Below are 24,299 nucleotides of genomic sequence, written 5' to 3'. Positions count from 1 at the left end.
GAGATGATTAATTTACTTGTGGTAGACGATGAAAAAGAAGTTGGTACCTTTTTATCCCGCCTTTTTTCGATGAAAGGATATCACGTACAGGTCGTGAACAGTGGAAAGGAATTTCACCAAATAGATTTTAATCAGCAGCGCTTTGATGCCGCGATGATAGACCTAAAGCTTCCAGATTGTGATGGCCTTTCTCTCCTGCAGCATCTGAAACAAAAACAACCGCTTTGCAAGGCACTGATTATGACCGGATACAGCACAGTCAAGACCGCTGTCGAGGCAATGAAACTTGGAGCGAGTGATTATATGGAAAAACCCTTTGTGGATATTGAAGTATTGGAAAAGCAACTTGACAACCTATTGAATGAAAACGACGATTTGAATCAACATTTTATCCATAACCTTGCCAAAGAGTCGGGTCTCATTGTAGGAGAAAGTTTATTAATGAAGGAACTGATTGAAATGGCTTTCAAAGTGGCTCAAAAATCCGTCAATGTCTTGATCGAGGGAGAAACAGGGAGTGGCAAAGAAGTACTTTCCCGTTTCATTCACTCAGCAAGCCCACGAAGCCACGAGCCCTTTATTGGTATTAATTGTGGAGCAATCTCGGAATCCCTTCTCGAAAGCGAATTATTTGGGCATGAAAAAGGGGCCTTCACCGGAGCAACCCAACAACGAAAAGGTTTCTTTGAAATTGCAGGGAATGGCACCCTTTTCCTCGATGAAATTGCCGACGCGAGTCCGGCCATACAAGTCAAATTGCTTCGAGTTTTGGAAACAAGGGAATTTATGCGTGTCGGAAGTAGCGGGACATTAAGAACAAATGCCCGCTTAGTAGCCGCCTCCAATGAAAGTCTGCAGCAGGCAGTTGAAAAAAACAAATTCCGGGAAGACCTATTTTATCGACTGAACGTCGTCACTCTTGATATCCCCGCCTTGCGTAACAGAAAAGAAGATATTCCCCTCCTTGTCCGACATTTGGTTGAAAGAACTGGCCAGGCAGATATCTCCTTTTCCAATGAAGCTATTGAAAAATTACAGCAATACGACTGGCCCGGTAATATACGCGAATTATCTAATGTAATCATGCGAACTCTCACTCTTGCTGACCATAAACAGGAAATCTCGGCAAATGATCTCCTTCTATCTACCAACCAGGTTATTCCAATAAAAAAAGACCCGCCGAATGCGAATCAGTCGACTGAAAATCATCTCGAAGAATGGCGTAAACAGCTGGTTGCCGACTTTAATGAGAAAGATGAACTAATGCTCGAGGAAATCCTTAAGGAAATCAAACAACTCGAATCTACAATTGGCAAAGAACTCGTCATGCAGGCACTTCAAAAAACCTATGGAAACCGAAATGAAGCGGCCAAGCGTTTGCAGATCTCCATGAGAAAATTGCGATATATATTAAATGAGAAGAATCAGACATAATCTAATTATAGAATTCTTATAAGCTACCTAGAACAAACGAGGGTGCCCGATTTTAGGACTCCCTCGTTTGTTTATTTCTATTCTAAAGTTAATACGATTCTTCCGTTGATTTCGCCCTTTTCCATCATTTGAAACACGTCGTTGATTTCATCAAGCGTTCTCGTTTCAATATTCGTCCTTACTTTGCCATCAGCCGCAAATTGAACAGCTTCTTGTAGATCTTTTCTTGTACCAACGATTGACCCTTTTACAGTCACCCCATTTAGTACCGTATCAAAAATTGGAATTGGAAGTTCGTCATTCGGCAATCCGACAACGACCAATGTTCCACCCCTTTTAACTGAACTGTAAGCCTGTTCGAAAGCTTTTTTCGTAACCGCTACAGAAATGGCCGCTTGTACTCCACCAACTTTTTCCTTAATGGCTTGTACAGGATCGCTCTTAAGACCATTAACCGTGAAATCTGCTCCTAATTCTGTAGCCAGATCAAGCTTATCATCTTGAATATCAACGGCAATGACATTAAAGCCCATAGCTTTCGCGTATTGAAGAGCAACATGACCCAATCCACCAATTCCATAGATTGCTACCCAATCTCCAGGTTTAGCTTCTGACACTTTAAGCGCTTTATAAGTCGTTACACCAGCACAGAAAATCGGTGAAACTTCCGCAAAGTCAAGACCTTCAGGAACCTTGACCACATATTTTGCTGGCGCTTTGCAATATTCCGCATAACCGCCATCCACAGAATATCCTGCATTCAATTGATCCAGGCAAAGCGTTTCCCGTCCAGTCAGACAGTATTCACAATCGCCACATGCCGAATAAAGCCATGGAATCCCAACGCGGTCACCAACCTTTAATGTAGTAACGCCTTCTGCCACCTTCTCAATAATGCCTACTCCCTCATGTCCAGGAATAAGCGGCAGCTTCGGTTTTACCGGCCAATCACCATGTACCGCATGTAAATCGGTATGACACACGCCACATGCTTTAATTTTCACTAATATCTCACCATATTCTAATTCAGGGATTGGTACATCTTTAATCTCAAGCTCTTGATTAAATTCATTGACGACCGCCGCCTTCATTGTCTTAACGTCTTGTATTTTTTTTGCATCCGCAGTACTTGCCCCTTGTTTTACATTCATGATTCATATTCCTCCCTTTTTTAAGTGGATATTTCTCACTTCCACTTATTTATGATGCAAGTGCCATGCCAGAAGAATAAAGCCCGGACAACAGTCTTTTCATAAAAAAATGCCGAAAAGTCGGCCCATTTTGACAAAAATGCGGCTCAATCTGGACGAAACCTGGTTTGTATATTGCTGACCAAATAGCTCACCCTATAAATAGGAGGTGTCCAAGCATGGACCAATTTGAAAAAGCATATGAATCCTACAAACAGCAGGGAACCCCACAAGTAAACCAACATGATACAACTGGAAAAGAAGAAATTATCGCAGTACGAAAAAATGAAGATGACAATATTATTGCCATCAAAACAAATTCTGGGCGGGAGCTTGACTATCCCACCGCTCTTTCGGAAGCTAAGGCAGGCAACCTCGCCAATGTTGATGTCTTCCATAAATATGGCCGTGACATATTGCGGAGTGAGCCCGATGGGGTAAAGGAAAATAACCTGGATGAACTACCGGAGTTCTAACTATTTGAAGAAGCTGCCTCACGTATGGGCAGTTTTTTCTGTCAGGGGGTTAAACAAAAAGGAACCAGCATAGTAGCTGGTTCTCCTTAATTCCAGTTCGTCTTGAGAATGCTTTACAGCTCTGCTTTAAAAATTGCAGAGTTATTTGAAGTATGGTCTACCTAAAACGTCTCTCACCATCATTTTATTTTTCATACCGATAGGATTCAGAGATTTCGAGCAGTTGGCCACAGGATTCCACCACTTCGATGATTTCTATCCAGGACATGTCCAACCCAAGTTCATTAGCATGAGAAATCTTATCCCGTAATTTTCGAATGGCATTCGCATCTTTCTTTCCTTTACTTTTAGAAGGAATTTGGAAGAAGAACCTCAATTCCTGATCTTTATGAATGATATCGAATTTATCACTGATTTGCAGACACTCTATTAAATTGATATCCTCATTTTTATCGATTCTCCTCCTATATAATTCGGTAGCCTTTTCTAAACGATCTCCGCTGATCATTGGATACCAACTGTCATCCCCGAATTTATCCATGATGATATCGCTCATCCTCATTTCCAAAAGGGTAATATATCCAAAAATCAGCATTCTGATTGGAGGCTTTTGAAGGTCAGCGTGGGTAATCAACTTTTTAATTGAATTATTCTCTAACACGAACACCCTCGTTTTATTCTTAAAAATATGAAGAAGTTGAATCAAAGGGGTTGAGTCCGAAACCAATTCTCTTGGTGTAAAACATTTCAAATACTCCGCAATCTTACCTTCACCAAGTTCTTGCCTTTCGATATATCCGATAATTTCCCCTTGATCCTCTACCGCCAATATATCGAAATTCTTTTTTTCCAATTCTTTTTGTATCCCCAGTGCTAAATCGTTTTTATGGCAAAACTCAAGTTCCTGGGCAATGCTCTTAACCGTGATATTTTCTTCATAAAGAGTTTTAAGACTGAGGTAACTGCTATTGTTTTTTTTATAGCTTTCATTGAACATCTTTTACCCTCCACTTACGAACTTTCTGAACGATTTGCCTATGCGCCATGTTGAACAAACCTCCCCTAATTAGACCGTTAATTTACATCTGCGGTCAACTTTTCAGAAGAAAATGGGAGCAAACCTATTCGGAACAAGTTAAAAGCTTATAACTAAAAACCCAGTAATAAAAAGGGAACAGGTAATGTCTCTCGTTATCAACAAATAAAGTCCACCCAAGTGGACTCATTTCCATTCTATGTGGTTCTTTTTGGTACGATAAATCAAAATCCATCAACTGCCTTACCTACTGCTGCTTCCTCATTCTGCTCTTCTTCCCATGCCTTACAAACATCAACCCAATCCTTTGCTCCTGAATATTCAAATAATTCAGCAAGTTTAAGTTCTATTGCAGAGTTCGCACTTCCGCATGCTGGGAATAAAGACTCAAAGCGCTTCATCGACACATCAAGGAAAACATCTAGGTCATTTGCCAACCCAAACGGGCAGACTCCTCCAATGGCATGACCAGTCTGCTCAAGCACATCCTCAGCTGACAGCATTCGTGCCTTGAAACCGAACGTCTGACGAAATTTCTTATTATCCACTTTTGCGTCCCCTGCGGCAACAACCAAAATCGCATGCTCACCTTCCCCCTTAAAGGAAAGAGTCTTAGCAATTCGCGCTGGAATAACACCGATGGTTTCTGCTGCTTCAATCACCGTAGCACTCGATGTTTCGAACTCCATTACATCGCCTTCCCGATTCCATTTTTTAAAATGGCTCTTGACACTCTCGATCGACATATTATATCCACTCCTTTGAAGTACATGTAAAAATAATATCATCCTTTATTGCAATAAATCAAAATCATTGAGACATCCACAGCTTGAAACCTTATTATTTTGAAACCATTCTTTACAAATTGACGAAACAAGCTTACATGGGATACTATTAATCATTGGGCAAACGCCTAACCGTGGTTCGTAACCATCCCACGATAAAAAACTAGGGAGAGATTAAAATGAATGTTCGTACACTTGTGATAAACGGGTTATTGGCTGCCTTGTATGTGGCGGTCTCATTGGTGTTTAAACCAATAGCTTTTGAGATGTTTCAATTTCGTGTACCGGAAATGTTGAATCATCTGATTGTATTCAATAAAAAATATATCTACGGCATAGTGGGCGGCGTTTTCATATCGAATCTGCTCTTTTCGCCGATGGTGCCGTATGATTTGATTTTTGGGGTAGGGCAATCCGTGCTCGCCTTATTGCTTGTCATTTTTGTATCTCGGTTCATAAAAAGCATTAAAGGACGAATGATCGCCACGATTATCTTTTTCACATTCACAATGTTTTTAATTGCAATTGAACTGAACCTTGCCTTTGGCTTACCTTTCTGGTTTAGCTGGATGACCACGGCTGTCGGTGAGTGCGTTGTCCTCTTGATTGGTGCGCCAATCATTTATGGAATGAACAAAAGAATTCAGTTTGAAAAGTGGCTATAAAGGAATCTTTGCGTCGTTAGCCCACTATAATGGAAAAGAGCTGTCTGCTTCATGCGGGAGCTCTTTTTTTCACCATTGAACCTGAAGATGATAAACTATTAGAATGAATGGTGGTGACCTTTTGAAAAAAATACTGACCTTAATCGGTCTACTGGTAATAGTAATATTTATCGTTTCCAATGCAGAATTGTTCACCATGGTTTGGAAAAGTGATTTGGATTCAGTTATAACCATATTGACAGAAAACCTTTTGCTTACTTTTGTTGTGACATTTGTGTTGATGATTGTCCAAAATTCTTTTACCATTATACCCTTAATTTTACTCCTAACCATCAATGTCGCGATATTTGGATTCATATATGGGTACCTATGGAGTTGGGTTACAAGTGTCGTTGCATCAGGATTCATTTTTTATGCAGCCAGGAACTGGTTTCAGGCACCTCTCTTAAAGAAAATGGGCCCAAAATGGAAAGAATCCGTTGTAGAGCATGGCTTTATGTACGTGTTTACCGGAAGGATATTCCCACTCATACCAACAAGTTTAATTAACTTGGCAGCAGGAGTCAGTTCTGTAACCTTCAAGGATTTTTTATTAGCGACCGCACTCGGCAATCTTATATACTTTTTCTTTCTATCCTTAATCCCTTATGGTCTCCTATCTGTGGAAATGAACCAATATACACTAGCTGTACTCGCCTTCCTCTTCTTACTATTTTTCCTTATCTATAAACGCTTTAAGAAGAAAAAGAAAGTAACCTTCTTCAGGAAAAACAGGTGACTGTTAGGGTTCCTGTTTTTTTATTTATGATTCTGCATATATTTTTCTTTGATAGTTTGTTAAAATGTGTATGTATTTTTAACCTTTGAAATGTCGTAAATCAGGGAGAATCTCCATGTCCAAACGCTCCATTTTAGTACTATATATCCTATTTGGGATTCTTACGCTAGTCGTGTTCGACTACTTTTTAACTACTAATATTGAAAACAAAGAGGTCTTTATTCAACTCCAAAGAGCAGAAGGAATTGTTTTTCTTTTATCAATAGGCTTGATTTTATTTCTTTATTTGGCTAAAAGAGAAAAATTCAAGCAATTAAAAGAAGAGGAACAGCGTCGTCGCACGCTCATTAATTCAATGGTAGACTTCGTTAACTTCAAGGATGGAGATGGCCGATGGCTTGAATCCAACACCTTTGGTCTGCAATTATTTCAATTGGAACATGTAGACTATAAGGGGAAAAAAGACAGTGAGCTCGCAGAATACTCCGAATTTTATAAAGAGTCGTTAATCTACTGTGAAATTTCAGATGAAGAAACGTGGATAAAAAAGGAGATTACGCGGTGTGAGGAAATCATCCCGCTACCCAACGGCAATCATAAGACCTTTGATACCATCAAAGTTCCTTTGTTCTTTGAAGATGGTTCCCGAAAAGGATTAGTGGTCATTGGCAGGGATATTTCTGAAAGAGTTGTCGCAGAAAATCAATTATTTGAGAGTGAACAGCGCTATAAATCATTGTTCGAACACAACCCTTATCCGATGCTGATGCTTGATTTAACCGGAATAATTACCACCGTCAATCCAAGGTTTGAAACAGTTACAGGCTTTCATCAAGAAGAAATCCAAGGTGCCTCTTTTATTGAGTTAAACTTTTCCGCAGAAGATGAAGAACTGATTCGTACATCCTGTCAATACGTCGTCGAAAACCAAAAGGGGATAAAAAAAGGAAAAGATATAGAGTTTCTCACGAAATACGGGGAGTCTCTTTTACTTTCATGTACATTTGTCCCGATGCTTATTGGAAATGAATTAGTCGGAATTATTACCTATGCTAAAGATGTAACTCAAATCCGAGAAACGGAAGCACGCTTAAGAAGAACCGAAAAGTTGTCAATAGTCGGTGAACTTGCTGCCAGTGTAGCACACGAAGTACGTAACCCATTAACTTCTTTAAAAGGATTCGTCCAGTTACTTAAAAAGAGCGACCACCCCTTTGAACAATACTACACTATTATGCTCAGTGAATTAGACCGAATCAATCTGATTGTAAGCGAATTACTTGTTCTTGCAAAACCTCAGGAACTCCCATTCAGTAAACACCAAATTATTGGACTGATGGATGAAGTCAAAACCTTGCTTAAACCAGAGGCAGACTCATATTCTACAAAAATATCGATAGATGTAAAAAATGAAATCCCGCTTCTTTCATGTGAGGCAAATCAGCTCAAACAAGTTTTTATAAACATGATTAAGAACTCTATGGAGGCCTCCGCCGATCACATTTGGATTGATTTTGAGCAAATAGACAATACCCTTTCCATAACCATCAGGGATAATGGAAGTGGAATCGAAAAAAATCGTTTGAAACATCTAGGAGAACCTTTTTATTCATCTAAAGAAAGAGGAACGGGTCTAGGATTGACCGTTAGCTGCCGAATTATTGAGGCGCACAGAGGAAAGGTTCGTTTTAACAGCGAGCTAAATCATGGAACCGAAGTCAAAATTGTTTTACCAATATAAATTTCAGGACAAGCCTATTAAATCTTGTCCTTTTTTTGTAGTCTAAAAAAAGACCCCTTCAAATTTTTTGAAACAGTCCCTTGGTAATATTAAAAAAGAGAGAGAACGAATTTCTTTATTTTCCCCAAAAATGAGATGGATTCTGTTGATTGATTATCCATCGGCATCATCTGGCTACCTCTGTTATTGGATTTAAGGTTTTCCGATTTACTAGATGTACTCATTTGTTTTGCTCCAACTACTGCCTCTTTTTCAGTTTTGGCATCATCTACAGTTTCTTCCTCATCCATGTCTACATCGATATCTTTATCGAAAACAAGGACGTAGGTACGTCGTGCTCCATCTTTTGAGACTGTAACTGAAATTGCAGTCTTAGCTTTATTCTTAATCGTTACGGTTTTACTGCTTTCACCGTCATATTTTAACGTAGCTCCACTTGCGCTAGCTATAGCTTCAATTTGGACTGAGGTAATATCCTTATCGACTTCGATATGATATGTATGCTCATCAGAATCAAAAGATTTGTTCCACGTTCCTTTTGATACTGTCAAAGTGTTCAACACTGGTGTGGTATTGCCTTCCTCACCTACGGACCCAGCTGAAATTGCCTTTTTAACAGAATCCGATAAGGGTTTTTGTGTGGAAATGCTTGCAATCTGCTGTGCTTTAGGTGCTTGGCTACTTAGCACTTGACCTTTGGATAAATCCGAAGGAGTTGATGATGGTTTGTCACCGTTATCGGAGGAAGGTTGAGTTTTACTTGTTCCCGTTGAAGATTCCTTTTTAGCTTCATCTCCTTTAGAGGTATCCTTATCTTCGGTTCTCTTTGCTTTAGCTGCAGCCCTTGTAATCGTAAGCGTGTATGTTTTTTTATCTCCATTTTCTGCTGCAACGACAATCTTCACCGTTGTCTTACCAACTGGAAGGTTCACCTTTACTCCTTTACTCGTTGCATCTATTCCATTTACGTTTACCCTTGCAGTACTGTCACTCACTGTTGGAGCCACCGTAATGGTATTGACTTTATTCGCCAAAGAAACCTTATAAGCTGTTACAGACGCATCAAATGTTAAAGAACCTTTTGATAATCCAATCGCAGTTAAAAGGTTGTCATCGCTTTCCGATTTATCAACCTGGATGGTATAGGTAGTCGTTTCATTTATCCCATCACTGACCGTGATCGTGAACGTATTCTTACCAGTTTGAAGAGAAAAATCCTCAGCCTTCCCATTTGTCAGTTGTATACCATTCACTGATACGGTAGCAGTCTCACTGGAACTCTCAGCAAGTAAGCTGATTTTTTCAACATTCTTCCCTACTGTTGCACTATACTCTAAAACATCGGCAGAAAACTGTTGATTCAATGTTATACCATCTATTTCGAGCTTAGATAGAGTATTTACCGTTTGGGCCTCTCCCTGTGTGACCGCTGTATCCTCCGTAGCCTCTGCTGTAGGCATATAAGTGAACGTTCCCATTCCCACAAGAGAACCGACCAAGATCACCTTCACACCTTTTTCTTTAAACCTTTTCTTTAACAACGCCTATCCCCCCTATTATTCCTGCAAATGTGGTAGGGTCAGGTTAACAAAGAAACCTTAATTATTTCTTAATGTGGGAACGACTAAATGGATGACATTTCCTGACGGATCCTTTGTTACAACAGCTTCTTTCTCCTGGTTTATAAATGATCCTAATTGCTGTAATCGCTCTACTGTGTTTTTTCGTGCCTCTTCACTTGGTAAAATAAGCGTGAACGATTTCAGTCCTACACTTGTTGCCTCCGGTGCAGGAGCCCCGACTCCATTCCATGTATTAAGGCCAATGTGATGATGGTAGTTGCCTGTAGAGACAAATAGGGCTTGCCCTCCATATCGTACAACAATTTCAAAGCCTAGTCCTTTTGTATAAAACTCTTCGGTAGCACCAATGTCTGCTACGTGTAAATGAATGTGGCCCATTACGGTTTCACTTGGCAGACCTGCCCAAGGTGATTCATCATTTTCTGCTAATAGTCCTTCTGCATCAAGGGCCTCCGTACCCATTTCGACTTGCCCATTCTGCCACTTCCAGGTTTCTTCCGGCCTATCACAATAAATTTCAATTCCATTTCCGTCAGGATCCCCTAAATAAATGGCCTCACTTACATAGTGATCCGAAGCTCCTTGCAGCGGATATCGACATTGAATCAAGTGCAGTAATATCTTAGCCAAATCAGCTCTGCATGGTACTAAAAGCGCAAAATGATATAAACCAGTCGTCCTCAATTGCTTCGGTGTTACACCATCTGGTTGTTCCAAAATCAGTAGTGGCGTCTTCCCATCTGCTGTTAACACTGCTTTATCAGCAGATTGCTCAAGTACTTCGAATCCAATAATCTCCTTATAAAATTTTAAACTACGCGATAAATCCTCTATAATGATATGTACATAGCCGACATAGGTGTTGGGATAACTTTGAAATTTCATTTTCTGTCCTCTTTTCATTTTAGTTACGTTAAGTGGTAAATTTATTATAGGTATTTTATCTCTTTCTAGTATTTCTTAATTTCCTTATATAAGTATTTTTTTTTTCACTGTTTTTTCACATTTTTATTTTATACTGAGCTTGCATAATCTTATGAAAGGGTGATGACGCACCAATATGAAGAATTATTTATGGCTGGTTATCAGCCTATTCAGTTTGCTTTTATATCCAGTAACGGCTTCTGGTCACGCTTCTGTTATAAGTTCTAATCCTAGTCCAAATGAAGCAATGGATACTCTTCCTGAAAAGATCAGCATTCAATTCAGTGAGAATATACAACCAGCTTTCCATTCACTTGAGGTATTCAGCCAAGATGGGGACAAAATACAAATTCAAGACAGTACAATCTCGGAACAAAGTGAAAAAATACTGGAAGCTAAGTGGAAAGGCACTCTCGATGAAGGAATTTACAACATAAAATGGAGAGTGGTTTCGAGTGATGGCCACCCCATTGAAGGGACAATCCCCTTTCAATTCGGAGATTCAGCGGGCCTATCAGACCAAGAAAATCCCGAAATGAATGCAGGTTTTCCGAATTCCATCAACGTTTTCCTGCAAAGTCTTCAATACATATCTTTTGCAGCCCTTACCGGAATCCTTTTTTTCCAATTATCGTTAATGAAGGATTCTCGCCTTTTTGAAGCCAGCAGAAGAGCCCGTCTATACCTTTGGCTTTCATATGCAGGTTTAGCATTTTCCATCTTCTTCAGTCTGCCTTTAAAGGTGACGATTGACGCTGGCGTAGGTTGGACTGATGCATTTAATGTGAGTTATATAAAAGAAGTATTGAATGCTACAAACTTTGGAGCCATCTGGATCGTTGAAATTCTAATATTGCTCTTTCTATTTTTAGTGATTTATTTCATGCTAGAGAACTCCCTGAATAAATCACTACCCTATCTTTCTTTCATCATAATAGTCAGCTTGATGGTTTGTAAGGCTTCAATTGGACATACGGCAGCTGTTCCTAATCAGGTTCTGGCCGTTTTGATGGATTTCCTCCATTTATTGTCCATGGCTTTATGGTTGGGCGGCCTTATGGCCTTATTGGTGATATTGCCTGGGCTTGCTGATCGGCAGACAGAAGATAAGAAAATATTTTACTGGTCAATCATTCAAAGGTTTTCCAGATGGGCATTTCTGTTTGTAATCATACTGATCGTTAGCGGGATATATAGCAGCTTACAGCATGTACCGACTATCCATTCATTGTTAAAAACAACATATGGACAATTGTTACTTGCGAAAGTTGGTCTCATGTTAGTCATGATCGTTTTAGGAGCATTTCATTTTTTCAGGGGGAAAAAGAAAGAAAAAAAACTTGGTTATAGTGTGGGAATAGAGTTTGGTGTAGGAATCGTCGTTCTCCTTGTAGCCGCTCTATTAACAAATGTCCAAACGGCCATGTCTTCTCCAGGACCAATTGAGAAAACTTTGATGACTGCAGAAAATAATGAGGTTACGTTAATGGTAACTCCCAATGAAGTCGGTGAAAACAGAATCCAAGTAAACATATCCAATGATGAAGGCATGCCTTATACCGAAGTTGAACAGCTTACAATCATAATGGAGCCTGTAGATACCGGCGGAGGAGAAATAAAACTTCAACTTCAGGGAGAAAATACAGGTACGTTTACATCCAAGTCGATTCTAACCATGTCAGGAAAGTGGAAGATTCAGGTCCATGGATTAACTGAAAGTCTAGATTCAATTGATGCCGATTTTACAATATTAGTAGGAAATTCATAACAGAAGGGATTTATTTAAATGAAAAACATTTCAAAGCTTCTTATCTCTACATTTGCTGCACTATTCATTTTTTCTGGTTCAGCGAATGCACACGTTACTGTTAAGCCTAGTTCATCTGCACCTGAGGCTTGGGAAACCTATACACTTAAAGTACCCGTTGAAAAAGAAACTGCCACCACCAAGGTGACTTTAAAGATACCGGAAGGCATTACTTTTGAAAGCTACCAGCCTGTACCAGGGTGGAAAGTAACAACTGAAGGTAACAAAGAAGGTCATGTAAAAACGGTAACATGGGAAGCGACCGATGAAGGAATTGCCGCTGGACAATTCCAGCAATTTTTATTCGTTGCCCAAAACCCTAAAGAAGAAACAAATGTAGCTTGGGATGCCTTTCAATATTATGAAGATGGTGAAATTGTTGAATGGAGTGGAGATGAAAGCTCCAATCTACCGCATTCTGTAACTGAGATTTCGGTAGCTTCCAAAGCTAATACAGGATCTGAGGGCCATAGCCATGCAGAAAAAAGTGATCACGCAGCTTCAAATTCAGCCGACAGTTCAAAGGATTCTGCAAAAACAGAAGATGATAGCAATGAAACACTGATCATTACTCTTGCAGGGATATCTTTGATTCTCTCTATTGTAGCCCTTTTAGCAGCCATTAGGAAAAGTAAAAAATAATCTTTTAGGTGTCCCAAAATTTCTTGGGACACCTTTTTTATTTTTAATATTCCATGACCACCGTTTTACTTGGTAACTGAAGATTTTCTGATTCTATGGTAATCTTAATGGATTTTTCAACTCTTTGTTCCGCTATTGTTAAGTTTAGTAGCCCATTCCCCTGGGCTCTTTTGCTTATTCCCAGATCTTCTGTACTTTTCACTAACTGTGCATATAATTCCGCTTCAGTTAGCTTACGGCCAAATTCCTTTTCAGCAATCACTTTCAAAAGAGCTGCCGCACCGCTTACATGAGGCGTTGCCATAGACGTTCCGCTCAGCCTAGCATATCTATTTCCTGGATACGTAGAGAGAATATCAACTCCTGGCGCTACCAGGTCAATTTCATCATTTGTATTTGAAAAATCCGCCAAATTTCTGCTTAAATCCACGGCTCCGACTTCCACTACCTCGGGATATGCCCCTGGGTAATCCAATTCATCCGTTTCATCACGCCCATCCCCACTATTTCCAGCTGCACATACAACAAGGATATCTTTCTGAAGCGCTCTTTGAATAAGCTTATGTTCCGCCTCATCTGGAGGACCACCGAGGGAAAGTGAAATAACTGAAACCTTTTCTTCATTAGGCCCCTGCCAATTAATCGCATACTCTAAAGCTCCATTAATCCAATTTATATCGCCTTGTCCTTTTCCATTTAAGGCTTTCAACGCTAAAATACTTGCTTTCGGAGCCACTCCAACTACTCCAACTTTATTAAGGGCAGCCAAAACCGTACCGCTGACATGTGTTCCATGCCCGTTATCATCTTGATAATCCCCGGTATTGGTAAAATCCTTTCCACCAATAATTCTTTCTTTGAGGTCTGGATGCTCTTTATCAATGCCTGTATCGATGACAGCAACGACCACGCCTTCACCATAATTGCTCTTTTCCCAAATTGCCGGGGCTTTCACAAGCTCTACACCCTCAGGAATTTTTTCTTTAACCGTGTCCATTACTTCAAGAACTTTGTAAGGTATTAATCTTTTTTCTTTTGTCATTTGATTACCCCTTCCTTCGTTCAATAAGTTAAACTGCCATCAGTGGGGGATCTTCTATCCCGTCTGGTTGCCGTCTACCGTTGAAAGAGATGAGATCAAAAAACTCTTCTCTCTTATATATACCAGATTTTTGAAAATAAAAAAGGAGTATTCGGAAAATTCCGTCTAAATTACTACTTTTTATTTCTTCTTCTTGTCACTATCTGGTACCCTTATTATAGAACAAACGTTCCTGTAATACTATAGTATTTTTTTTATTTATGAAATCATTCTATTTTTCCATGTTAGATTTCAAAAAAAAGAAGCGACTCCGAATCGAGTCAGCCTCCCTTAAATGAACTTAAGCTGCACCGCAGCATTTTTTGTATTTTTTCCCGCTGCCACATAGACATGGCTCATTTCTTCCGATGACTGGTTCTGTATGAACATGAGGCATTTTAGCCGCTTTTGCACTCTCCATGATAATTTGTGAGCCTTTTTCCTTCATTTGCTGATAGCGCTTCTTAAACAGTTCCATTACGTCTTTACTGTACTTTAACGTGTCTTCAGCAATATCCATCGCCTTTTGCTTGGAAATATTATAATCCTCTAGGACGAATTGATTATCTCGGAATGAAACCCGAACTCCAAAATGCTGTCCGGCCTGACTGGTGGTCTTGCGCTCCTCCACGAATTCAAGGTACACTTCCTGGCAATCACAGGTCTGATGCATGCAATAATAATCATATATCCAATACGTTTTATCTTCATACTTACTCTTTAAAGCAATTCCATCCTCAACGCCAAAAACATCCAAATATTTAATCGCTTTTCCATCTAGAATCTCAAATGGATCAATCGTTCTCATCTATAGACACATCCTAATTCATCAAAATTTATTCACCCTATGTATTGTACAACCTAAAACCTCAATCGTCACTTGAAACGAAGCATAAGAAAGCCAAAATCCTATATGGTAAAAACCTATTAAAGAAATCTTATCGAACAAAAAAACAGCTGCCGCAGTGTGTTTATACTGATGCAACTGCTCCTATATTTACTTCCCATTAATTTTTCATTCGATCCAAGTAGTCAATTCATCAATCGGTGTTTTTTTAGCCGGTTTTGGCTCCATATCGGGATAACCCAAGTAAATGAATGCTAGTATTTCTCCTTTTGAGGATAAGTTGAAAAATTCCCGAACCTTCGTATTATAGGTGATTTTGCCAGTTCTCCATACTGCCCCAAGACCTAGAGAATGTGCGGCAAGAAGCATATTCTGAACGGCACTGTTCACTGCTGCATATTCTTCGGATACTAAAACATTATTCTTATCACTAGGTTCAATACCTACTGCAATAATGACCGGAGCTCTTAGTGGATTCTTTTTTTGTCTTTCCATCTTACTTATTAAACTCTCCGGGGTATCATCTGCATTTTCAATTCTTGTTATCTCTTCAAAGACCTGCCCTAGTTTATTTCTTCCTTCTCCTGTTAGTACAAAAAAACGCCAAGGCTCTGTTCGATGATGATTAGGTGCATACGTTCCAGCTTCAATTATTTGTTCAATCAATTCTTTTGGTACCGGATCTTGTTTAACAACCCCAATACTTCTTCTCGTTTTTATAGCTTCAATAGTTTCCATGTAATCTCTCCTTATCCCTTTATCTCTAAAAGTTTCTGCTTTAGTTCATTCTCCATCGCAGCCAGTTCCTGTTCAGCATGTCGACGTTTATGCCTGCCTTCTTCTTGAATTCGCATTGTTTCTTCAAGCGTGGAAATTAAATTAGCTTGGGTGTTCTTTAATGTTTCAATGTCGACAAGCCCTCGCTCATTTTCCTTAGCCGTTTCAATGGTATTTATTTTCAGCATTTCCGAGTTTTTTAATAGCAAATCATTTGTCGTTTTGGAAACCTGCTTTTGTGCCTCCACAGCATGACGCTGCCTGATCAAGGTCAATGCAATTGCAACCTGATTTTTCCAAAGTGGAATGGCCGTCATTATTGAAGATTGGATTTTCTCGACAAGCGCCTGATTTGTGTTTTGTATCAGCCTAATTTGCGGGGCGCTTTGAATGGTGATTTCACGACTCAATTTCAAATCATACAGCCTTTTATCTAATCTTTCAGCAAATTGGCGCATATCATTGACTTCTTGAAACTTCATTTGATCATTGCTTAATTCCGCAGATTTCTTTAGCTCTGGAATTGTTTTCTCATGAATTTCTTCAAGTTTAATTTCCCCCGCTGCAATGTAGACATTTAACGCTTGAAAATATTCCTTATTCGTTTCATAAAGCTTTTCAAGGATTACGATATCCGATAGCAGGATATTCTTGCTCCGATCGAGTTTTACACTGATTCGATCAATTTGAGCCCCTGTTTTTTGATACTTAGAAAGTACTTCCTGTACAGATCCCGTCAACTTCCCGAACATACGCGCAAAAAACGAGGGCTTATCCGGTTTAAGCTCATCCGGGCTCAGATCATTTAACTTCTTCATTAAATCACTGATAATGTCGCCCACTTCACCTACATCCTTTTTTTGTACATGCTCAAGCATCGAATTCGAAAAGGTTAAGAGTTTTGATTGAGCGGGTGTACCATAGGAAATCATCGCCTGGTGATTTGTTGGGTCAATTTGTTCAGCAAGCTGGTAGGCCTTTGCCCGGTTTTCTTCCGGAATGACATCAATCAGTTTGACCGGCTTCGCTTCCTGGGGAGAAAGCTTCTCCAACTGCTGCACCTCGTCAAATGGATTGGCTAAAAGATCATCAATTAAATTGGAGTTAGTCGTATTATTTAACAGGTTTGGATCATTATTATTCATTTTAACCTCCTGCTTTCATCGATTACTTGTGACTCTTTTCTAGTTTTAATGGTTTGCTTCGCAACGTCCAATTCAAAGTTGAGGTTATCTATATCATCGGCAATCACTTTATATAAATCCTTTTCTATAGTTTTAGTAAGATCCTTTAAAGTTTTACGTGTTTCTGTTAAAGATAGTTCGAGCTCCTTATTCTTTCTGGGCTGCTGAGATAAAAAAACATATTTCTCTGCCAACTCCGTGGCTGAATCCAGATGGGAATAATAAAATTGTTCCGCCTGGTAAAAGCGCTTTGGTTCTTTTTTGGTAAGACTATATATTTTCCTGATCATCTTTATCATATCCTTCCTCTGTTTAAAAGAAGAGATATGCCTGACCGAAATTAGTGCCTTTTGCACTCGCCATATTTTCGGTTTTGCTTCACTTAAATTTTTCTTTATATATTGATATTCTTTTCTTGTCAATTCATGTTTTTTGAGGAATCGTGAGGAAAAGTAGACGGAACTTAGCCAGTATGCGAGGCCCCCTCCAACTAAGGAAAAGACAACAGAAAGAACAAACGATTGATTCAATGCAAAATAGCTAATCAGCCAAACCGGCAAAACCATTGGAAATGCAATTAATATTGGAACAACATCGGCAAGAAAGCGATTCATTTTCACTACACTCCTGACTTACACTCTTTTCTATATATACGATTATCACAGTAATTGGTTTCAAGATGGAAGAAAATTTTCTCCTACTTAAACGATATAGGAACAGGATGGTTTCTGCAAATTTAGCGATGAATTTATATTTTCATTGGAAAATGCCCCCTCTTCATTATACTCTTTTTAGGCTATCGCCTTGCCACTTTACTAGAACTCACATAAGTTATAGGGTATCTATCCCGTTTGCAAAGGAGAGCTAACTATGAATTCACACGGTTTTTATCCTTTTCCACAACAAAATGGAAATCATCAGTACATTCAGGCTAATTTCAACCCATACTTCCAACAACCCGAACGATATGAATATGTACCACAGCAAGATTGGAATTTTCAGCAGATTCAAGACGATCCATATAACCATTTGCCCGAGGAGTTTGATTTTGAAAGACAACCGCCGCAAACTCAACAAATTGAAAGAAGAGTTCGGGAGCTTGAGCGTCAAAATGAGCAACAAACGAGAGAAATCAATCGACTGAACCAAGAGATTACGCGGGTGAATCGAGAAGTGAACCGTGTTAACCAGGAAATAACTAGGCTAAGCCAAAATGATCAGCGTCATACGAACAGATTGAACAGACTTAATCAAAGACTGCGGGCCGTGGAAAGGAACTTGAGCATCCCATTCTCCGCTACAGATGATGGCTTTTAGGAAAAAAACAGCAGGAGCTCATTATGGGCCTCTGCTGTTTTTTTACGTTTTCACTAGCTCTTTCATCAAAAGAACATGGAATTAATCAAACGATTGATTAAGAGGTATAAAGCTTAACAAAACGGTCATTTCGGGTTGCCTTAACTGATTTGCCAGTTCTCCAAACAATCATCCGTTTCGCTTAATAGTCTGTATACTACTTCTTCTAGGGATATGTTGTAATAGCCTTATTCCCCGAAGCTTTCGGCCGCTTCCTTGAGGGTACCTGTGATTCATGACGCCATATTGCAGAACACCGATTCGGTCACAGAGTTTCATGATTTCGCTCATGTCATATGTAATGTACACCATTGTTCTTCCTTGCTGGGCCGTCTTTTTTCAACAATGATTAATTTCCAGTTTGGTTTTGCAGTAGCTCTTCTGCCTCTTTTTGATCAACCTCCAAACTTGGTCATAATCCCGTTCAAATGTGGACTATCTGTAAGCTGTTCGATGACCAACTTTGTTTCAACCGTAGGATCATCTTTACTATCGCTACTTTAAATGGCTGTACTCGGCTCTCTTCTTTCAAAAAGTAGTTTCCAATGACTGCTGCGCCCAATAAAAAGAAAATAGGAGTCAGCCACATTCCTTCGGCTGCCTTCCTATTTTCTAATAGTACCTTCAAATAAAAGGAAGTAAAAACCAACGTGTTTCTCATGTAAAACACACCCTACCTAAAACTTATCATCCGAATGTTTGTCTTCAAATTGATAATAACCGTCATAACTAGCTTCATCGTAAATATCGAACTGATACCTATCTTCCGGAATGAGCCCATATTTGACACCAAGCTCCTTTAAATTCGTTCCTACTTCTTCCTGAATTTTATACATCTCATTTTCAGAAATGTTCACTACGCTTAACCCTTCACCAGAATCTAGCTCCAAATCTGGCAGATCGGCTTTATCCTTTAGCTTCGTCTTAGAATCTAGCTTGACTGTAACCGTTCCTGAATCCAAATCACCCTCTAGACCAAGCTTTACTTCAAATTTCCTATTGGAATAGTCTTTCTTTAGGTTAAGATCGCTCGCTTGTTTAATTGTTCCTTTAAAGGCAGAAGGCATATCAGATAAATCACCACCGGCGAAGTTCAGGTTAAAATTCCTAATGATGTTCTGCTTACCACCGTTTTCTCCGTTAATATCACTCTTCATCGCAAACTTGATTTCCTCACTCTCCCCGTACTCTTCATACATAAAGGAAGCCTTAAGATTTTCAGCCCGCGTATCTTTATTAACAGCCACATCATTTGTAACTTGGAACATAACCTGGGAATCCTCATCTTTTTCAGGAGATAATGCAACGCTAAATTCTTCAAATATCTGATCATTCCCATAAGGAATATTTTTACTGTTCACTTTCATATTGACCTGATCTGAGTTTCCTCCTACCGCCATTGTTACTTTACGGTCGATAACTTGCTCACTCTTGTTAATTAGTAATGTAGAAGAAAACCCATTTGGAAAACTAATATCCTTCATTTCATTCTTTGCATCTTTTAACCCATTAATTAATTGTCGTTTCATTTCTTTTGTATCAAGCACCCCTACGTCATCTGCCATCGCATTAGCCTTCGCCACTTTTTGTGCTCGATTAACTATCATGCTATGAAGCTTATTATCTTCAATTAATTGATCCATAAAATCATTTACAAGGTTTTTAGTTTCCGAGGCAGATAACTTAAGAGTCACTTCCCTTAACTTCATCGTCTCGCCTTCATGCTTATATTCCACGCCTTTTTGTACCTTAAAGTTCTCACCCTCTAATCGGTCCAATAAGAATAACCCATACCGTTTTTGAATATATTTCTGTTCTTTCTCAGTTAATTTCAGGTCCTGCCATTTAAGATCCGATACTTCTAAGGTTTCAGGCCCCTCATATAAGGGATCAATCATACGCATGAACTCACCATATTCAACAATATTCAAATAAAAGAATTTTTCATATAACACCGGAACCTTCAAACCGAGTTTATCCTTACTTTGGAACATTTCAATTTCCAAAGCATTCTCCTTTTCGACATTCAAGGCTAATTTGTAGTGACCTTGTTTGCTTATAGGATCCTGTTCAGTATTGGCTGTAAAAGATATATGGCTCAATAATTCTTGAATCATTTCAAAGTCTGGATTATTTCCTAATGAATCCATTTCGACACTTCCACTAAGGGTCATATCTGAACTAGAAGGTTGCTTCATCATTTTCTCTTGGAATTCAATTGAATTGCCATACTTATTGGTCCATTCCTCTTTGTAATTCTGATACGTTTTGTATTCAGACAGAAGATACAGCTCTTTCGGGGATTTATGAATAATAGCTGCAACTGCACTGGTAATGATGATAAATGCTAATACTGCCGTAATAATTAACGTTTTTTTCTTGAATAGCTTTTTTGAGGGCTTTTCCTCGATTTGTTCTTGCCTCAATTCAGAAGTAGCCATTTCCTCTTCTGTTTTTTGGTCTTCACCTACAGAAGCGCCACATGATAGGCAAAGTTTAGAATCCTCACTCACCGTCTTACCACATGATTTACAATTTTTCATTTATTAGGACTCTCTCCCTTTTCCTACTCACTTAACACATAAACTCCTATAAATTTAGTACTTTTTCATCATAAATAATTCATTTCAATAATTACACATTTTAGGTAAATAACGACGGAAATAACGAGCACTATTATTACCCATATTATTAAATTATTGTTAATTAATATCCATATTCTAAATTTCTAAAAATAACTCTCAAATTCATGTTCGGAAATCTATGCCTTCTCACCTCATCTGTTCAAATATCATGAATAGCCGTTGAACAATAAATCACCTCCATCCTTTACTTGTTATTACATTAAATACTCCTCGAAACAGGTATCTAATAATATCAAGGAGCGAGTTTCCCTGCGCCCTCTGTATAAGTATGTAAATACCCCATGAAATTATCACTTAAGAATTTTTATTAAAGCCTCCCATGATCCTCATTTCTCACTCCGCTCAAAAAGAATGTTTAACCATTTATTTTCGGAAATATTACAAATTTAAACCAGGAACAAAAAAAGAACAGGAGCCATTCTTGCACTCCCGTTCTTTCTCGATCATCTCATAAAATGATTTAACTTTTCATTTCTTGCATCTTGTTCTCCCTTAGAAGCCAAATCGTACTTCTTTAAAAGATGAAACAATTCGTTCAGTGTTTCCTGAGAATTTTCGTTTTCTAGAAAGCGGCCCAATTTCTTACCTAAGTCCTTTGGTAAAAATCTCATTTGACTCTCTAATTTCAATCTGACATCTTGCTGGGAATGATTTAGATTGCATGTGCCCATTTATAAATCACCTCTTACTCTATTCTAAGATAAATCTTACCTTTTTACCTCTTCTTCCTGCTTAAAGTAATTCTCTGACTTAATAAACTCTGGAGAGGTATGAGTGGCCATGATACCATGATAGCTGATATCCAGGCCTAGCTCTTCTTCTTCATCCGTAGACCGAATTGGTACCCAAATATTGATGACTTTAAAAACCATCCATGTTAATACAAATCCCCAAATACACAATACCATTAATCCCAACGCTTGAACCCTAAGTAAATGCCATCCTCCACCTGTAAATAGACCACCTTCTGTAGCAAAAAGACCTACAGCTATTGTTCCCCACATACCAGAAGCCGCATGGACAGGAAAGGCCCCCACTGGATCATCAATCTTACGGGCTTCTAACCAGTTAGTCGCTGCTATCATAAGCATTCCGGAAACTGCCCCAATTAGGATCGCAGCAATATCACTAACGAAAGCGCAGCCAGCAGTAATGCCAACAAGTCCTGCTAGTGAACCATTGATGACGGACGGAGCATCTGATCGTCCATAGCGAAATAACGTATAAAGCATAGTACCTGCACCACCTGATGCAGCTGAGAGCATCGTGACAATGGCAATATGTCCGATACGACCATCTGTAGCCTGCAGAGTACTTCCTGCATTAAACCCAAACCAGCCGAACCATAAGAGGAACGCTCCAACCGATGCCAACGGGAGATTACTAGGCAGGGAAATAGAACTAGGTCCCTCTGACGGAAATTTTCCCACTCTCGGACCAATCACCATGGCTGCTGCCAGTGCAGAAAAACCACCTAGTGCATGAATGACCGCTGAGCCTGCAAAATCCCGCATCCCTAACTCACTTAGCCAGCCGCCGCCCCATACCCAGTGACCGGCAATCGGATAGATAAACGCCGTCATCATGACCACATAGATAAGGTACGCGCGAAAATTAATCCTTTCCGCAACGGCTCCGGAAACGATGGAGATTACCGCAATTACAAACGCCCCTTGAAATAGCCAAAATGCATCTATTGAAATGGTCAAATCGATGTGCGACAAATCACCTTTCAGCATAAAACCACTCGTCCCGATACTCCCTATTAAATCCGTCCCATACATTAACCCAAAACCTAATACGAAATAACAAAGCGTACCAATTGTAATATCAGCAAAAACCTTCATAATGATGTTCACATTATTCTTAGTACGAACAAACCCTGCCTCTAATAAGGCAAAGCCGCCCTCCATTAATAGAATCATGGCTGCTGTCAGAACAACCCAGATTGTATCCAATCCAGCATTTAACGTTTCTAATGTCATATTGGTAGTCCCTCCACTTTCCGCCAAGCCTTTATATCTTCTATGATGGTAGGTGGCAATATTATTTCGCGTTTTTCCGGGTCTGCTTCCAGTAAGCCCATCGCCTCATTTATAATAGTGACCTTTTGTTTTATACTCTCAATTTTGATATATCTTTCTTTAACATTCACCAAATGCTCTACAGCCTGATGATGGCTCGGAGCCCGTCCCGTAAAAAACCGTTTAAATGGGGATAGCGATTGATACCACGCTTCCTCTGCTCTTCGTTTTTGCTCGTATTTATGTATCCTATTTTTCATTGATTCAATCTCCGACTCTTGTTTGCTCTTGATTCCTTGCAGAACTTTCATTACTTCTTCCAACGAAATTTGAAAAACCACTCTATTATACAAATCGTCTAAAACCACCATCATGTTATATCACCTCACGTTATCACGTTAGCTTTAATATGATTATATGTATAATTCTGAATTGAGTCAACTTTTTAAAAATTTTAAAACACTATGGCAGTTTTTAAATTAGAGTGAATAATTGAATCGTACAATGCACTTATTTGTTTAAATAGCTGACTCCCTTACATACAAAAAAAGCTAGCTATCTCCCCATATTTATTACTATTCCAGCTATTAATCAATCGTTTGATTAAATATAGATAAGCGCAATTCCCCTTAAATAATCGAACTCAGTCCCTTTACTTTTTTACACATAAAAACTGCTCAGTTCCCCCGGCACACCCTCAGTTTAAATATACCAACCATCACTTGACGAAACAGAGTGGCAGTTAACTTTCATGAAAACAAACTGTTTCCATCAGACGCTAAAGCCACATCCGCCGTATACTGATAACTGGTTCTTCAGTAATCCGGGTTACTTGTTCAAAAGAAGTATCAGCCAATCGGCGTTTGCTACCTTTTTATACTGAAGAAGCAAAACTAAACCCCCTCAATAAAATACTTTGAATCGGAAACAAATTATTTTATAAACCTTATCAAGTTTCATCCTCAAGGCCATGCGATTTTTAAGCAAACAAGGGATTGAAATCACTATTTTTCACAATCTAGAGAATTTTGGTAGGTATATAAAAATTGATGTTTCCTTATTCTAAAAAGGCAGTTAAAAACCAAGGAGGTAACACCCATGACAGTAATCAGTGATGTTAAAACGACTTTAGCAGGACTAAAAAGTGCTCAAGCAAGCTTCGAGACCTTCGCCCTTTCAACGGACAACGAGCAAGCCAAACAACTTTATCAACAAGCTGCTCAACAAACACAATCGATTGTTGACAGCGTTTCTCCTCGTATTGATCAGATTGAGCAAGAAGAACCACAATATAAGCAATAAGTAATCATATAAAAAGGTTGGT

The 24,299-nt window shown here is 39.1% G+C and carries 24 protein-coding genes and 1 riboswitch; of the genes, 9 read left to right on the top strand and 15 right to left on the bottom strand.

Annotation, left to right across the window (positions count from 1 at the left end; translation table 11 throughout):
* Window positions 1-3: 3 nt before the first annotated feature.
* Complete coding sequence (locus tag RE409_RS02300) at window positions 4-1,434, top strand: sigma-54-dependent transcriptional regulator (protein ID WP_201222324.1); 1,431 nt, start codon at window positions 4-6, stop codon at window positions 1,432-1,434.
* 77 nt (window positions 1,435-1,511) lie between these two features.
* On the opposite strand, the gene adhP is transcribed toward RE409_RS02300, so the two are convergent.
* Complete coding sequence (adhP, locus tag RE409_RS02295) at window positions 1,512-2,525, bottom strand: alcohol dehydrogenase AdhP (RefSeq protein ID WP_053347932.1); 1,014 nt, start codon at window positions 2,523-2,525, stop codon at window positions 1,512-1,514.
* A 278-nt stretch (window positions 2,526-2,803) separates the two neighbouring features.
* Between adhP and RE409_RS02290 the strand changes: the two genes are divergently transcribed.
* The gene (locus tag RE409_RS02290; protein WP_053344256.1) at window positions 2,804-3,100 is read left to right on the top strand and encodes a DUF3892 domain-containing protein; all 297 of its coding nucleotides are present in this window, start codon (window positions 2,804-2,806) and stop codon (window positions 3,098-3,100) included.
* 184 nt (window positions 3,101-3,284) lie between these two features.
* On the opposite strand, the gene RE409_RS02285 is transcribed toward RE409_RS02290, so the two are convergent.
* Both RE409_RS02285 and RE409_RS02280 read right to left on the bottom strand, forming a co-directional pair.
* Complete coding sequence (locus RE409_RS02285; RefSeq protein WP_056522703.1) at window positions 3,285-4,097, bottom strand: hypothetical protein; 813 nt, start codon at window positions 4,095-4,097, stop codon at window positions 3,285-3,287.
* Between the two features lie 263 nt (window positions 4,098-4,360).
* Window positions 4,361-4,882 carry a YbaK/EbsC family protein gene (locus RE409_RS02280; RefSeq protein ID WP_201183184.1) on the bottom strand — a complete coding sequence of 174 codons (522 nt, stop codon included), beginning with the start codon at window positions 4,880-4,882 and terminating at the stop codon, window positions 4,361-4,363.
* Between the two features lie 167 nt (window positions 4,883-5,049).
* A riboswitch (PreQ1 riboswitch) is annotated at window positions 5,050-5,094 on the top strand.
* A 6-nt stretch (window positions 5,095-5,100) separates the two neighbouring features.
* Between RE409_RS02280 and RE409_RS02275 the strand changes: the two genes are divergently transcribed.
* The 3 genes from RE409_RS02275 to RE409_RS02265 all read left to right on the top strand — a co-directional run bounded on the left by RE409_RS02275 (window position 5,101) and on the right by RE409_RS02265 (window position 8,105).
* On the top strand, window positions 5,101-5,586 hold the full coding sequence (locus tag RE409_RS02275) for a QueT transporter family protein (RefSeq protein ID WP_201183186.1): 486 nt from the start codon (window positions 5,101-5,103) through the stop codon (window positions 5,584-5,586).
* A 121-nt stretch (window positions 5,587-5,707) separates the two neighbouring features.
* Window positions 5,708-6,364, top strand: coding sequence for a TVP38/TMEM64 family protein (locus RE409_RS02270; protein WP_201183188.1), 657 nt, complete (start codon window positions 5,708-5,710; stop codon window positions 6,362-6,364).
* A gap of 115 nt (window positions 6,365-6,479) precedes the next feature.
* On the top strand, window positions 6,480-8,105 hold the full coding sequence (locus RE409_RS02265; RefSeq protein WP_201222326.1) for a PAS domain-containing sensor histidine kinase: 1,626 nt from the start codon (window positions 6,480-6,482) through the stop codon (window positions 8,103-8,105).
* A gap of 89 nt (window positions 8,106-8,194) precedes the next feature.
* Here RE409_RS02265 and RE409_RS02260 read toward each other — a convergent pair whose 3' ends face one another.
* Window positions 8,195-9,646 carry a cadherin-like beta sandwich domain-containing protein gene (locus RE409_RS02260; protein ID WP_309558449.1) on the bottom strand — a complete coding sequence of 484 codons (1,452 nt, stop codon included), beginning with the start codon at window positions 9,644-9,646 and terminating at the stop codon, window positions 8,195-8,197.
* Window positions 9,647-9,703: 57 nt separating this feature from the next.
* Window positions 9,704-10,573 carry a VOC family protein gene (locus tag RE409_RS02255; RefSeq protein ID WP_201222329.1) on the bottom strand — a complete coding sequence of 290 codons (870 nt, stop codon included), beginning with the start codon at window positions 10,571-10,573 and terminating at the stop codon, window positions 9,704-9,706.
* A gap of 175 nt (window positions 10,574-10,748) precedes the next feature.
* On the opposite strand from RE409_RS02255, the gene RE409_RS02250 reads away from it, so the two are divergent.
* Both RE409_RS02250 and RE409_RS02245 read left to right on the top strand, forming a co-directional pair.
* Window positions 10,749-12,380 (top strand): copper resistance protein CopC, encoded by a 1,632-nt coding sequence (locus tag RE409_RS02250; RefSeq protein WP_309558447.1) that lies wholly within the window; start codon window positions 10,749-10,751, stop codon window positions 12,378-12,380.
* Between the two features lie 18 nt (window positions 12,381-12,398).
* Complete coding sequence (locus RE409_RS02245; RefSeq protein WP_309558445.1) at window positions 12,399-13,061, top strand: YcnI family copper-binding membrane protein; 663 nt, start codon at window positions 12,399-12,401, stop codon at window positions 13,059-13,061.
* 43 nt (window positions 13,062-13,104) lie between these two features.
* Here RE409_RS02245 and RE409_RS02240 read toward each other — a convergent pair whose 3' ends face one another.
* The 5 genes from RE409_RS02240 to RE409_RS02220 all read right to left on the bottom strand — a co-directional run bounded on the left by RE409_RS02240 (window position 13,105) and on the right by RE409_RS02220 (window position 17,564).
* A complete protein-coding gene (locus RE409_RS02240) occupies window positions 13,105-14,103 on the bottom strand; it encodes a S8 family peptidase (protein WP_201183201.1) in 999 nt (332 codons plus the stop codon).
* A 340-nt stretch (window positions 14,104-14,443) separates the two neighbouring features.
* On the bottom strand, window positions 14,444-14,950 hold the full coding sequence (locus RE409_RS02235) for an SEC-C metal-binding domain-containing protein (protein ID WP_201183203.1): 507 nt from the start codon (window positions 14,948-14,950) through the stop codon (window positions 14,444-14,446).
* Between the two features lie 207 nt (window positions 14,951-15,157).
* On the bottom strand, window positions 15,158-15,727 hold the full coding sequence (locus RE409_RS02230) for a nitroreductase family protein (protein WP_057218282.1): 570 nt from the start codon (window positions 15,725-15,727) through the stop codon (window positions 15,158-15,160).
* A gap of 11 nt (window positions 15,728-15,738) precedes the next feature.
* Entirely contained in the window at window positions 15,739-16,911 is a 1,173-nt protein-coding gene (locus RE409_RS02225) for a toxic anion resistance protein (RefSeq protein ID WP_309558442.1), read from the bottom strand.
* The gene (locus RE409_RS02220) at window positions 16,908-17,564 is read right to left on the bottom strand and encodes a 5-bromo-4-chloroindolyl phosphate hydrolysis family protein (RefSeq protein WP_201183207.1); all 657 of its coding nucleotides are present in this window, start codon (window positions 17,562-17,564) and stop codon (window positions 16,908-16,910) included. Before RE409_RS02220 ends, RE409_RS02225 begins: the two co-directional genes overlap by 4 nt.
* A 256-nt stretch (window positions 17,565-17,820) precedes the next feature.
* Here RE409_RS02220 and RE409_RS02215 point away from each other — a divergent pair, with 256 nt between their 5' ends.
* Entirely contained in the window at window positions 17,821-18,267 is a 447-nt protein-coding gene (locus RE409_RS02215; protein ID WP_207196240.1) for a hypothetical protein, read from the top strand.
* A gap of 463 nt (window positions 18,268-18,730) precedes the next feature.
* Here RE409_RS02215 and RE409_RS02210 read toward each other — a convergent pair whose 3' ends face one another.
* The 5 genes from RE409_RS02210 to RE409_RS02190 all read right to left on the bottom strand — a co-directional run bounded on the left by RE409_RS02210 (window position 18,731) and on the right by RE409_RS02190 (window position 23,349).
* Window positions 18,731-18,934, bottom strand: coding sequence for a hypothetical protein (locus RE409_RS02210; protein ID WP_309558441.1), 204 nt, complete (start codon window positions 18,932-18,934; stop codon window positions 18,731-18,733).
* A gap of 49 nt (window positions 18,935-18,983) precedes the next feature.
* Complete coding sequence (locus RE409_RS02205; protein WP_309558440.1) at window positions 18,984-20,849, bottom strand: DUF6583 family protein; 1,866 nt, start codon at window positions 20,847-20,849, stop codon at window positions 18,984-18,986.
* Window positions 20,850-21,394: 545 nt separating this feature from the next.
* Window positions 21,395-21,622 (bottom strand): hypothetical protein, encoded by a 228-nt coding sequence (locus RE409_RS02200; RefSeq protein ID WP_309558439.1) that lies wholly within the window; start codon window positions 21,620-21,622, stop codon window positions 21,395-21,397.
* Between the two features lie 36 nt (window positions 21,623-21,658).
* Window positions 21,659-22,936 carry an ammonium transporter gene (locus RE409_RS02195; RefSeq protein WP_201183215.1) on the bottom strand — a complete coding sequence of 426 codons (1,278 nt, stop codon included), beginning with the start codon at window positions 22,934-22,936 and terminating at the stop codon, window positions 21,659-21,661.
* Entirely contained in the window at window positions 22,933-23,349 is a 417-nt protein-coding gene (locus RE409_RS02190; RefSeq protein ID WP_309558438.1) for a hypothetical protein, read from the bottom strand. Before RE409_RS02190 ends, RE409_RS02195 begins: the two co-directional genes overlap by 4 nt.
* A gap of 724 nt (window positions 23,350-24,073) precedes the next feature.
* Here RE409_RS02190 and RE409_RS02185 point away from each other — a divergent pair.
* The gene (locus RE409_RS02185) at window positions 24,074-24,277 is read left to right on the top strand and encodes a DUF1657 domain-containing protein (RefSeq protein ID WP_053344237.1); all 204 of its coding nucleotides are present in this window, start codon (window positions 24,074-24,076) and stop codon (window positions 24,275-24,277) included.
* Window positions 24,278-24,299: the final 22 nt, after the last annotated feature.

The sequence above is a fragment of the Peribacillus sp. R9-11 genome (assembly GCF_031345095.1).
In the GTDB taxonomy this organism is placed as follows: domain Bacteria; phylum Bacillota; class Bacilli; order Bacillales; family DSM-1321; genus Peribacillus; species Peribacillus butanolivorans.
This window is presented reverse-complemented; position numbering and strand designations above follow the sequence as displayed.